Below are 11,798 nucleotides of genomic sequence, written 5' to 3'. Positions count from 1 at the left end.
TTATTAGCAGTCTGTCCATGCATTGCGCCCTGTTTTGTGAATCAGCTAAACAACGTAAAAGTTTGTAAAAAGAACCCAAAAAGAACGGAGTCATAGCCATGATGAAATATCGGCAATTTTCCTATCTATTAGGCATCTTTACCAAGTACCTCTGCCAAAAGCGGGATAGAGGAAGAGGAACCTTTTCTAGATACTGCAAGGGAAGCAGCCTTTGAGGCTATATTTAGTGCGGATGTAATGTCTGCTTTTTGAGAAATCATACTAAGGAAATAGCCTAAAAAAGTATCCCCTGCTGCCGTCGTATCCTTCACTTTGACTTTATAGATTTCTTGCTTGTGTTCTTGAATTTTGTCTCTATACACGACGCCATTTGTACCTAAGGTCAACACAATTTTTAAATTACTATTGTTTGATAGTAAATGATCGAGTATTTTGTTAGGTGATGTTTCTCCACTAATGGCTTGTCCCTCGATCTCATTTAGTAGTAAAAAATCAATTTTCGAAAGGTCTAAATCCTTCATCGTATCACTTATTGGAGAAGGATTTAACGCAATGGTTAAACCCTTCCTATATGCCGCATTGATTAGATAATCTAGACTGATTATTTCGTTTTGAAGAACGAGGAAATCATCCGCATTGAAGTCCTCTAGCACTTGATCAATTTGTTCGACCGTTATTTCTTTATTCGCTCCACCATAAAGGAAGATACAATTCTCACCTGTCGGCGTCACTTGAATAATGGCATGCCCTGTAATCAAACCATCCTCAACTATTCCCTCAACATTAATTCCTTCTGCGGTTAATTTTTGTTTGAGAAATAGACCATCTTTGCCAATTTTACCTGCATGAAACACTTGAGCGCCCGATTTTGAAAGAGCTATGGATTGGTTTAATCCTTTTCCACCGGGATATTGTTCAAAGCTGTCCGAAGATAATGTTTCACCTTCTTTCACAAAGTGAGGTAATGTATAAACCTTATCAATATTTAATGATCCGAAATTCAAAAATTTCATCTACCCACCCCATTCAATTAACTTATCAATAATTCTATTAGACGTTTCTTGAATAATGCATTGTCAATAGTCTTACAAACTGTGGCATTAGGCGTGTGCCCGGCAAATCCATCCGAAATGGCAAGTTTACTACCGTCATTTAAGATTACTTGACCATAGGCAGCAGCTTCTGTTGTACACACATAGCAATAGCATAATTTGTCCTCCACAACGATTTCATTCCATAATACAACACCCATTGCAACGGCATCTGGTAAATCAACAATATGTTCATTACTTCTTTCTAAATTATACGCAAGCAAGGAACGGTTACATTGAACAGAGAACATAGCCTCTTCTTTACCGCTTGCTAGTAATACATCCATATCTTCCTTATTCCATGCTGCTTCGCCTAAACATACATCAAATCCAATGATGGTAGTAGGTATACCCGAATTAAGCATAATACTATAGGCCTCTGCATCTACATACACATTAAATTCAGCAACAGGTGTTGTATTTCCAGGACCAAAGCCAGAAGTACCCATTGTGTAAATATGCTTGACCTTTTTCATTGTCTCTGGTGCTTTTAATAGAGCAAGTGCAATATTTGTAACGGGACCAATCGTTACAATTTCGATTTCATCAGGGTTATTTTCAATCAATTCAAGAATCGCATCTACGGCATGCTTGCTTTCTGGCAAAAGTGTAGGATGTATTAACTGACAATCGCCCATTCCATCTTCACCATGAACATTCACAGCTGTAACTAAATCCCGCATAAGTGGCTTGGCTGCTCCAACATAAAGCGGTGGCTTTTGACCATTCGCGACCTCAATGGTCATTAGTGCATTTTTTGTCGCTAATTCAATCGGGACATTGCCACAAACAGTGGTGATCGCCTCTACTTTTAGATTAGTTGATTTTAATGCCATCATTAAGGCTACTGCATCATCACTTCCAGTATCTGTATCAATAATTAATTTCCTCATAACAAGACCTCCCATTCATATTTGCTCTGATTATATAATTCAATCTACAATGAAAATAGGTCAAATGACCAAAACTAAAAAGATGGTGAACATATGGATTTTCAAGCTATTGTGAATGATGCACCAGCGCCTATTAAGAAAGAATTTATTTATAGAAAACATACAAAAGGCAGCCCTATCATTCACCCGCATGAACAAAATAATTATCTTTATATCCTAACTACAGGAACGGCAGAAGTGTATAGACAATCCTATGAGGGAGCGATGCTGTCGCTTTATATTTATGATGCATATAGTTGTTTTGGGGAAATAGAAATTTTTAATGAAAAGATGAAAACACTCGGTGTAATCGCGAAACAAAATTGTGAAACGATAGCTATCCATAAAACAAAGGTGTATGAATGGATGAAAATCGATTTTAATTTTAATGTTTATATCGTGAAACAACTTGCCTCCAAGTTAACATTAAGCTCAGATACTACAGCAAAATTATCATTGCTAACTGTTAAAGACCGTATTTTATTAAGCATACATAATCACTATAAAATCGGTGATTTAGACCATCTTACAAAGCAAATTTTATCAAGCGAGGTCTGTGCCCCTATTAGAAGCCTAAATCGTTCAATCAGTCAGTGCATCAATGAGGGCCTTATACATTATAAAAATAAAAAATTCTCTATTCATTCATTAGAAGAACTAGAAAAACACCTTAATCATTTTTTATAAAGTTTTCGATTTGTTTTCATTTGGCAACAGTAGATTATTCCAGCACATAAAAAAGTCAGTTTCCTGTGCGCTCAGGATACCGACTTTTTTTTGCTTCATCTAATTTGGTCCATTACCTAAGGAAACATGTATTAACCGTCCTTACTACATTCTTAGAGCCTCTTCACCCCTACTAATTCCTGTCGGTTAAATTCCATTTTGTATATATCGGGCTTGGTTGTTTGTAGCAAAAAATCTAAATTGTACGCTTCATGATAGTATCCCATCATCAAGGTCATGACTAATGCGTGAGTTCCTATTACTACTTTTTGCCCCTCATAGGTATTTAATAGCTCTTTTAAAACTTTAACAGCTCTTTTTTGACACTCGTTATTCGATTCTCCACCCTCTAATGCTAAATTGGGGTCCAAGAAGGATTTCTCTAATAGCGGAAATAACTCATTATCAGGTAATCGCTTTTCTTCTGATGAAAAAATTCGCTCTTTTAATTCTTCACAAACGATAACTTCTTGACTCAGTTGTTTAGCTAATGGCTCAACAGTTAAAATGGACCGAGTATATGGACTGGATATTATAGTATCAATTCCCTCACCCCTTAACACATCAGCTATACTTTGAGCACTTAATTGGCCGTTCACAGTTAACCCTCTTGTTCGGTCAATTCCCTCATACGGAGATTCACCGTGCCTCACCATATAAATAAACGTCGTTTTCCCCTTAACAAATGCCACTAATCACTCACCTCATGTATTATTTAGCAGGAACAATCTATTAGAGTAGGTATTTCAATGAAATTCCCAAAAATATATGGTTTATCCTTTTTTATGATCCATTTTATAGAACGAATCTGGATGAAATGAGTTTCAAGAAATGTAATTTAACACCAAATCAATCACCCTGCACTGATAATTCGATAAAGAAAAAAGAGTTGCCTATAAGACTCAAATATTCTCATTCAAAATTAAAGAGCATCATTCTTTTTCAGGAATGATGCTCTTTTAAACCAAATCTACTTATGTTCAAATGTCTTACTAAGTATAATTGACAACTGTTAAATGACGCTCCAACGGCGTGTTTACATATATCCTAGCTTGTTAAGAAGACGGTTCATTATTATTGCCATTTCAGCACGGGTTGCAGTTTGATGTGGTTTAAAATCACCTTCATTATCACCTATCATAATACCGTTGGAAATGATTTTTTGCACTGCCTCAGTAGCCCAATTGGATACTTCTTTTGAATCATTGAGAGATATCGAATAGTTTACAGAAGCATTTGAAGAAGTGCTGCTACCGTATTCAAGTACTCTCGAAAGGATGACCGCAAGTTCTTCCCTTGAAACATATTCATTCGGTCGGAAACTACCGTCCTCATACCCATTCACAAATCCGGCTTCTATTGCAGAGGAAACCTCCTCTTCATACCATTGACCAGAAATATCAGATAATGCTGCAGGATGCGCCGGCTCTGGGATGCCTATTGCCCTGACCAATAGTGCTGCTGTCTCCGCACGCGTTAAGTGGGCATTCGGGTCAAAGATTCCCTGTCCTTTTCCCTCAAAGATAAGCATTGAAGCCAACTTTTCCGCTTCTTTTTTGGCCCAATGTCTTTTCATATCAGCAAAAGTTTGTTGGTTACCAATATTTAAGTACAAGCCATCACTGCTGACGGGAAGCAACGCATAGACTTGGCCTCCGATATTTTCATAACGGACCGGAACATATTTCTGTTGCTTAAGCTGCTCGTTCCATACCGTTACAATCGTATCTGGAGGGTTCTCGGAAACGACAATGCGTCTTTCAACCTTACTACCTAATTGTTTGATAGCAATACCGGCTTCGTCTCCAATACTCATAATAATTTCAAATTGAATAGGGCCAGACAATAATTTTGCATCTCGAGATTTTAGATCATTTAATAAATTAACTGGAGCTTCCGTCTCTCCAACGTAAATTGAAAAGTTGATTTTATCGCTATTTTTCCCTACAAATTGGTTCTTTGCAGAAGCAATCAATTCAGAGACAGGCAGTTTCATTATCCCACCGGCCGCTGTTATTTGAAACGCAAACGAAGGATTCAACTTGAGTAATTTGTGTGCCGTTTCTCCGCTCACCTCGAAATATCCCTTTGCTGTCTTCTTATCGAGCTCAATAAAGCCAGATTTCACTTGAGACTGGGTAAGGTTCATTCTTTCCTTTTGATTATTTTGGTCAATGAAATCAATGTGAAATTCCGATTGTAGCTGTTCAGATTCCTTAGTAGGTTCCTTAATTGGTTCTTTAATAGGTTCTTTCGGCTCCTCAACATTTGTATTATTCCTTAAAACAATCAAATGAAACTGTCGACTCTCTGATTCCAGCCCTTTTGTTACCGTAGCTGTGAGGGTAACTGTTTGGTTTCCAGATGATGGCTGAGAAACTGAACCGTCAGCAGGATTAATCAGTTCTGCCCGACTAGAAGTCCATGTAATGGAAGAACCATTCTTCCCTGTAGCTGGAAGACTCAACCGATTTCGTACGTGCTTTTCGTCATCACCAGCTGTGTAACCAATCGCAAGTAGCTTTATGTCTCGAGCCACTGCCTCTTTATCCATCATATCGGTAGCTAAAATCGTTAGGTTATATCGGATTTTATAAGTCGTCTGATTCGCATCAACCTCTGCCTCTAGCGTTATGGCTGAGTCGCCAGCTGGGTAAGCCGGCCGCTGCACGGCTCCGGTTGTTGCATTAAGTAAGCTGTTGTCCGAAGACGTCCAGCGAATCGGACGCCCTGCATCATCTGCACTTGGTAACCCAACATTTGACTTCACTGCATTGGACGTTTCTCCTATGGCGAACACTGGCTTTGGAGCAGCATAAACGGTTAGCTGGCCTAAGTCTTTTATAACCTCGTAATTGGATAAACGGTTCAATGGATCAAGAAGCTGTGCAGTAATATCATAAACACCTTCAGCGCTATCTTCCCTCGCTAGTGAATCATACTTTGCCGTAATGGAGTCATCGGCAACTGCGCCTGTAAGATTGCCAGTGAATGGAGGATTTGCTTTACCTGCCCAGCGTGATATCGAATCCGATGCAACATGAAGCTCAGCTTTCTTAACTGTTAGCACTCCCTCCTCAATAACAACTTGGTAATTATTCAGCTTGCCTTCGGGATCAGCTAAGGACGGAATGATTGTATACGATCCCACTGGGCTTGATTCGGTTGCTGCTGTCGAATAGGACGCTAGAATTTCATCTCCATTCACAATTCCAGTAATTGAACCACTCAAAGACGGATTGCTTTGTCCATATGCCCGGGATTGATTGGCAACCATGACGGTTAAAGACGCTGGTATTACAGTTAAAGTTCCTGGCGAATAAGTGATTGTGTACTTCGTTGATGCCAAACCACTGGCTGTTATATTATAAATGCCGATTGGGCTTGAAGTAACAGCTGCTGTCGAATACACTGGTTGCCCGATCGAAGCAGCTGTGTCCCATGCCATCAGGCCGTTATAGTTCAGTGTGAAATTGTTATTAGTTGTTCCATATTGTCTCGTCACATTGTTAGGCGTTACAGTAAGCGGGGCTTTGTTGACCGTAAGTGTTGTTGTCTGTTCTGCCGCAGGGTAAGGATACGAAGCTTCTGTCGATACTTTCAATTCATAGCTTCCCGCAGCTTGTCTAAGTGAATAGGAGCCGGAACCAATACCTGCTGAATTGGTTGTAATAAAACCTATGGAACTTCCATTAATGGAGACATTAATTCTCTTTCCTACGATAGGCCCATCAGGTGTTGTCAGCATTGCCGAAATAACTACCGTTTGGCCGTATGTACCATTCAAAGGAGACACTGCGAGCGTAGTTGTATAATCCCTTGGTGATTGTCCGACATAGGTGTTAAAGCCGAAGTCATAATTTGTCCAATTGTTTTCCGTATAGGCTTGTCCCCCTCCATATACGTTGGAAGTATAAACCTTCCAAGCCGTTTGCGGCGTATCGCCGATTGAGGAAGTTAACAGCATCGTATATTGCTGTCCCGCTTGTACCTGCGTAGGCTGATCGAAAAATACGCTCACCCAGCCCCCTGGATTGTAAGGGATATCAATGCTCCTAAATGTCGCAGTTGCCAAAGCAGCTCCGGAAACACTTTCACCATCATAAATACTAAGTGTAAAAACAATACCTGAGCTTCCGTAATCTACCATATACAGATCAATTTTATTCAAATAACCGGACAAGCCTGCCGTAAAGCTTTGACCTTTTCCGTGCGCTCGAAAGATTCCACCCGGGTCCCCCGCTCCGGATGTTTGGTCAAGCGTATCAGCAGCCGATGCAGATCGAAGACCATTAATTGTTTCTGGAATGACTATATCTTCCGCTTGTCCTGTATAGTCAGTTATCATGACATCCGAATCAATAGGTGTCACAACAAAATCATCATCGTTTGTATCATTTGCATTGGCAGATATATCCACCCAAGATAAACTAAATAATAATAAAATCATGAAGATGTTACTTATTTTTTTCAAATATAAACGCCCTCCTTTACGTGATTTGCCGCTTTTCTCTATGTATCATTATAGAAATACATACATTTTCACTATACTATAGAAAAAAAAAGAGTAATACTGAATAATGTTAATGATTAGCAAATTAACATTCAAAATTAATAGATTTTTGTATAGCATCTAATGTAAAGCGGACTGTCAGTAATAATCCGTAACTTAAAACCCTAAAATGCTTCATTCACACGACCACTTCAACTACTCTCAAAACAAGAAACCTACGAGAATAGTCATCCGCGAACCTATAAAAAAGGTAGCACCTGAAATTTTTCCTGATGCTACCGACAAATTATCATATTTCTATAGTAGTTTTTCAAGCGGGACTTAGTACAGATTCATATATTTTCTCATGGCAAAAAGCTCTTTTTAATGATTTTTACACATAATTTGTTGAAAGTGCTCTATGCACGTCTTTTGTACAACTAGCGATAAGATAGCGCAACGACTGCTCCCCAGCAAAATGCGTTTTGATCATCTCCCTTTTCCAGTTATACGAAATCAAATTATGAAAAACCCCGCGAACTTTTTATTGTTCGCAGGGTTTCTATCGTTATTGCCAAGCTTGCTCCGTACCATTCCACTGTTTAAAAAACTCTTCATCTGCCAATAGGACTTCATATATTGGGTTGAAAAATTGTTTAACAATTCCTTTTTCTAGTATAGGCGTTGACTCCCATGTCAGGTGACGTTGGTCAGACAATTCCTCAAGATAAGCCTGTAATTTACGACCCTCTATGTTTTGTGTTTGTAATACCCTCTCAATATCTTCTACTATTTTTGAAGTCATAGAGGGATATTGGAAAATGTCAAGCAAGGCTTGGGCAACTACAAATTCGACTGAAGAGGTAGAGAGCTCCGCTGGCTTCAAGTCTAGCATCGACGGGAAAGTATAGGTCGTTGGTGCTATTCGATTTTCTATAAAGGTTATTTTAACTTCTATGTATGTAGTGATTGTGTCCAATGTTGCTGGTATTTTTAATTGAATACTCGTATCCGTTATTATACTTTCGATGTCATTTTCTAAAAATTGAACGCCGTCCTCCTGTATTTCGAACGAACAAATTTCTGTAAATGCCTGTTGGACTATGTCGTGTTGATACGCGCTTTTTCGTGCTGTGAGTGTTAGTTCATTCGGTGGCATCCCTACTCCTTCAGCTAATGTAAAGAAGAAAAGATCCCCTTCTATGTAAAATTGATCATAATGGGATGATGTTGATAAACGGTAGAGAAGTCTTTCCTGACAATAAAATGCTACTAGTTGCTCAATGCTTACTTTCTTCATTTCTGCTATTTTTGTTAATTGCGTAATTACATCTGCTGTTATTGTATTGATTTTCTCCATAAACTTCCCTCACCTTTTTGATTTTTCAGATTTTTAACTATAGAATTTAGACTTTTACTAAAATTCTTGCTTTTATTATTACTTATTTTACTAGCATAGTAAACGGTAATGTATACCAGCATAATTTTGGCAACAAAAAAACTGCCAGCAACTCATGCGACAGCGTCCAACAATTAGACAAGGGGCAGCCTCGCTCATGCGAAACTACCCCTTTAGTATTTATAGGTAACATTTTCGTAAATTGTAAAAGTCTCAACCCAATCATCTGGGGAATATTATCTTGAAACAATAGTTGTTTCATCACCGCGGTAAAATTCCACTGTGTGCTCTCTAACTTAAGCAACGCAAACCCTACCATCTTTTGCGTCCTTGCAGCCCCAAAGCATGCGCCAGTGTGAATAAGTATCTACAAAAACAAAAAGCAGAATGCCAGATTACTGAAATATGCCACCTAAAATAGCACATCTTCAATTATAGCACTCTACATTAAAAATGTAAAGAACTAATTATAAAATCTCTCAAACACCAACCAAATTATCGTTCAAAAATAAATAGAGTTACCAAATGGAATGTCATTCTTTTCTCGAATAGATTAAGGCACCACCTGATCCCATCATCATTAAATGTTTACCAGAAGGAGAAAATCCACATTTTATAGCACCATCCAAACGCTGTATATCAATAGCTGTAGCATTACTTAAATAGCTATAACGGGGTGTAAATAGATAATCGAGGACTACTGTTGCCCGTGGCCACCATGGGTAAATGACTTCAACCTGCCAGCCATCTAATGTCACATGTATCCCATCCCCCGCTTCCAAGCCAAAAATGGAGGTAGGTTTCTTTGATAACGGATAGTGAAAGGTTAAGCGGTCCTCACTGACACAGTCCTCCGTCCATTCCGCATCTCGTTCACGATGAAGACAAAGACCCGTTATCGGTTCAGTGATACTATAGCCCGACCCACTTATGAGAATGATATTTTCATCTTGATCCCAACCACAGGCTAGTACACCATTGGCAGAAATTATCGTTTCATGCTCCCACGGACTCGGAGGTTTTGTAGCTTTCAATGATTGTGCTTTGGCTAATAAATCTAGTTCAAAAGGGGTTCTAATTTCGCTATTCGTCATATGGATTTGGAGCCTCCTTATTATTTCCCTATAATTAAATAGAGGCCTGTCTTAAAACAAGCCCCTATACTTCGAGAACACCATAATGAAACTTAGCTGTCACTCGCTCATATTGCTGAAAATGATACTTCGTAAACCATTCTGATCTAAAATGAGCCTTCAGCACTACACGCTTTTTCGCGACCCTCTTCGCTTCTTGCACCCATTCATCGGTTAAAGTAACATGCTCACCCGCTAAGCGCAATGCCTCGAAATTATTGGACTCTTCAATAGTTTCCTCGAACATTGGATCCATATAAACGACATCAAACGCATTCGCTGGCAATGTTTTTAAATAACGAACTGCCTCGGACTGAACGACCTTAATTTGTCGCATACAAGCCGTTAACGGTAGCTCTGTTGTATCATAATTTTGCATTCCCTGCCCGACAATAAGGGCGACATTTGGATTTGCTTCTAGGCCTACAATACGCCCCTTTTCCCCAACAGTATAAGCGGCTAACATCGCATCGGCCGCTAGTCCAAGCGTACAATCTAGCACTGTATCTCCTAGCTGTAGCTGTGCGGCTTCTAAAAATGGCTCTGCCTCACCTCGAGCAATCCGTTTTAAGCGAAATGCTGCAGAATTAGGATGGAAGAAAAACGGCTCCTCTGCCCCAAAAGCATAATAATCATAGCGATTTTTCCCCGCCACTATAATATTTGCCTGAAACGCCTGTGACATCTTCCGAACAGAGCGCTTTTTCCTCGGCTCAAATGCAGCCCCTAATGTTTGACACGCAAAAGCAGCGAGCGCCATCGATTCATCGTCTGGTCTGCCCGCTGTTGTTACAATCGTATTTATTGCTCGCATGTTTGTTCTAACACGCCAGTTAAATGGGAAACAATTTGCTCCACAGGGAAGCCTTCAATTTGTTCACGTGGAATAAAGTAAGCCAATTCTCCATCCTTTAAAATCGCCATGGAAGGTGAGCTTGGTGGTACTTCATCAAAATAACCGCGCATCGCTGCAGTCGCCTCTGGGTCCTGCCCCGCAAACACTGTCACAAGATGATCCGGCTTCACTGCCGCAATCGCCTCACGCGCTGCTGGACGAGCAAGCCCTGCCGCACAGCCACACACCGAGTTAATGACTACTAACGAAGTCCCCTTCGTCTCTGCCATAAATTCATTTACCGCATCAGCCGTCGTCAGCTCCGTAAACCCAGCTCCCACTAGCTCCTCACGCATTGGTTTCACAACCTGCTTCATATATTCATCATAAGCGTTCATGCTTTTACCCTCTTTCATATGTATTCGCAAACCTTATTATAGCAAGGTTTTGTGTGAATGTACAAAGACATGCTTTTTCGATTTTGGTGTAACGAGAGGAGCATATTTAATTATATTAGCCCACCCTCAAACTTTCAGTAAACATCGCAAGGCACAGGGTCAATTTTTTCACTAGTATGTAAGGTTTTCTATTAAGCACCTGAACATTGTATGTTTTTAGTTAATTTTGTAGAATGAATGAAAGGGAGGCGAACTAACTTGGAATTCACAACAGAAAGATTAATGATTAGACCTTTTAAGAATACCGATTTACAGGATGTATTTGCTATTTATAATAATGAAGATACTTGTAAGTTCCTATTACATAATCAATGGACTCATGAAAATATGGAGGAAAAATTCAATAAGAAACTAGCGAATGATTTACTCTCTCAAGAGTCAATGTTAAGTCTGGCAGTTGTCTATAAGAATAAAGTCATTGGTGATTTGTCTGTATGGTATACAGATATGAAAGACACTGTTGAAATTGGATATAGCTTTTCTAATGAAGTGGCTGGGAAAGGTTTGGCAACCGAAGCAGTAAGTAGTTTAGTAGTTCAATTATTTGATGTTTTTAACGTACATCGTCTACAAGCTAAGCTGGATGCACGGAATATTGCTTCACAAAAATTATGTGAACGAATAGGCATGAGAAAAGAAGCCCATTTCACACAAGATTTTTGGAATAAAAATGAATGGACCGATAGCATTGTGTACGGCATGTTAGCCTCTGATTTGAAGAAATAGAATTAG

Annotated in this window: 10 protein-coding genes; 2 read left to right on the top strand and 8 right to left on the bottom strand. The window is 39.3% G+C overall.

The annotated features are described in order from the left end of the window. Nucleotides 1-128: 128 nt before the first annotated feature. Together C9J29_RS08270 and C9J29_RS08265 are read right to left on the bottom strand one after the other, a co-directional pair. A complete protein-coding gene (locus C9J29_RS08270; protein ID WP_107921918.1) occupies nt 129-1,013 on the bottom strand; it encodes a ribokinase in 885 nt (294 codons plus the stop codon). A 17-nt stretch (nt 1,014-1,030) separates the two neighbouring features. Beyond that, the gene (locus C9J29_RS08265) at nt 1,031-1,984 is read right to left on the bottom strand and encodes a nucleoside hydrolase (protein WP_164908695.1); all 954 of its coding nucleotides are present in this window, start codon (nt 1,982-1,984) and stop codon (nt 1,031-1,033) included. Nucleotides 1,985-2,077: 93 nt separating this feature from the next. On the opposite strand from C9J29_RS08265, the gene C9J29_RS08260 reads away from it, so the two are divergent. Next, the gene (locus tag C9J29_RS08260; protein WP_107921916.1) at nt 2,078-2,710 is read left to right on the top strand and encodes a Crp/Fnr family transcriptional regulator; all 633 of its coding nucleotides are present in this window, start codon (nt 2,078-2,080) and stop codon (nt 2,708-2,710) included. A 152-nt stretch (nt 2,711-2,862) separates the two neighbouring features. Here the strand turns inward: C9J29_RS08260 and C9J29_RS08255 are convergent, their stop codons facing one another. The 6 genes from C9J29_RS08255 to C9J29_RS08225 form a co-directional block, all read right to left on the bottom strand. After that, nucleotides 2,863-3,405 carry a histidine phosphatase family protein gene (locus C9J29_RS08255; protein ID WP_090001721.1) on the bottom strand — a complete coding sequence of 181 codons (543 nt, stop codon included), beginning with the start codon at nt 3,403-3,405 and terminating at the stop codon, nt 2,863-2,865. Nucleotides 3,406-3,785: 380 nt separating this feature from the next. After that, nucleotides 3,786-7,223: an immunoglobulin-like domain-containing protein gene (locus tag C9J29_RS08250; protein WP_107921915.1), complete on the bottom strand. Its 3,438-nt coding sequence runs from the start codon at nt 7,221-7,223 to the stop codon at nt 3,786-3,788. Nucleotides 7,224-7,809: 586 nt separating this feature from the next. Continuing rightward, nucleotides 7,810-8,601, bottom strand: a complete 792-nt coding sequence (locus tag C9J29_RS08245) for a nucleotidyl transferase AbiEii/AbiGii toxin family protein (RefSeq protein ID WP_089984666.1) — start codon at nt 8,599-8,601, stop codon at nt 7,810-7,812. 572 nt (nt 8,602-9,173) lie between these two features. After that, entirely contained in the window at nt 9,174-9,734 is a 561-nt protein-coding gene (locus tag C9J29_RS08235) for a hypothetical protein (protein WP_089984668.1), read from the bottom strand. A 64-nt stretch (nt 9,735-9,798) separates the two neighbouring features. Continuing rightward, nucleotides 9,799-10,587 (bottom strand): class I SAM-dependent methyltransferase, encoded by a 789-nt coding sequence (locus C9J29_RS08230; RefSeq protein WP_107921914.1) that lies wholly within the window; start codon nt 10,585-10,587, stop codon nt 9,799-9,801. Beyond that, nucleotides 10,575-11,006 carry a BrxA/BrxB family bacilliredoxin gene (locus C9J29_RS08225; protein ID WP_036125483.1) on the bottom strand — a complete coding sequence of 144 codons (432 nt, stop codon included), beginning with the start codon at nt 11,004-11,006 and terminating at the stop codon, nt 10,575-10,577. Before C9J29_RS08225 ends, C9J29_RS08230 begins: the two co-directional genes overlap by 13 nt. Nucleotides 11,007-11,264: 258 nt before the next feature. Here C9J29_RS08225 and C9J29_RS08220 point away from each other — a divergent pair, with 258 nt between their 5' ends. Further along, on the top strand, nt 11,265-11,792 hold the full coding sequence (locus C9J29_RS08220; protein WP_090001672.1) for a GNAT family N-acetyltransferase: 528 nt from the start codon (nt 11,265-11,267) through the stop codon (nt 11,790-11,792). Nucleotides 11,793-11,798 lie beyond the last annotated feature (6 nt).

It is taken from the genome of Lysinibacillus fusiformis (genome assembly GCF_003049525.1).
Lineage (GTDB): Bacteria > Bacillota > Bacilli > Bacillales_A > Planococcaceae > Lysinibacillus > Lysinibacillus fusiformis.
Note: the sequence above shows the minus strand (reverse complement) of the source record. Positions and strands in the feature narration are given on the sequence as shown.

Bases quoted from the DNA above. Each gene is read 5' to 3' on its own strand.
- C9J29_RS08265 (WP_164908695.1), bottom strand. From the start codon at position 1,984: ATGAGGAAATTAATTATTGATACAGATACTGGAAGTGATGATGCAGTA.
- C9J29_RS08255 (WP_090001721.1), bottom strand. From the start codon at position 3,405: ATGGTGAGGCACGGTGAATCTCCGTATGAGGGAATTGACCGAACAAGA.
- C9J29_RS08260 (WP_107921916.1), top strand. From the start codon at position 2,078: ATGGATTTTCAAGCTATTGTGAATGATGCACCAGCGCCTATTAAGAAA.
- C9J29_RS08230 (WP_107921914.1), bottom strand. From the start codon at position 10,587: ATGCGAGCAATAAATACGATTGTAACAACAGCGGGCAGACCAGACGAT.
- C9J29_RS08225 (WP_036125483.1), bottom strand. From the start codon at position 11,006: ATGAACGCTTATGATGAATATATGAAGCAGGTTGTGAAACCAATGCGT.
- C9J29_RS08235 (WP_089984668.1), bottom strand. From the start codon at position 9,734: ATGACGAATAGCGAAATTAGAACCCCTTTTGAACTAGATTTATTAGCC.
- C9J29_RS08270 (WP_107921918.1), bottom strand. From the start codon at position 1,013: ATGAAATTTTTGAATTTCGGATCATTAAATATTGATAAGGTTTATACA.
- C9J29_RS08245 (WP_089984666.1), bottom strand. From the start codon at position 8,601: ATGGAGAAAATCAATACAATAACAGCAGATGTAATTACGCAATTAACA.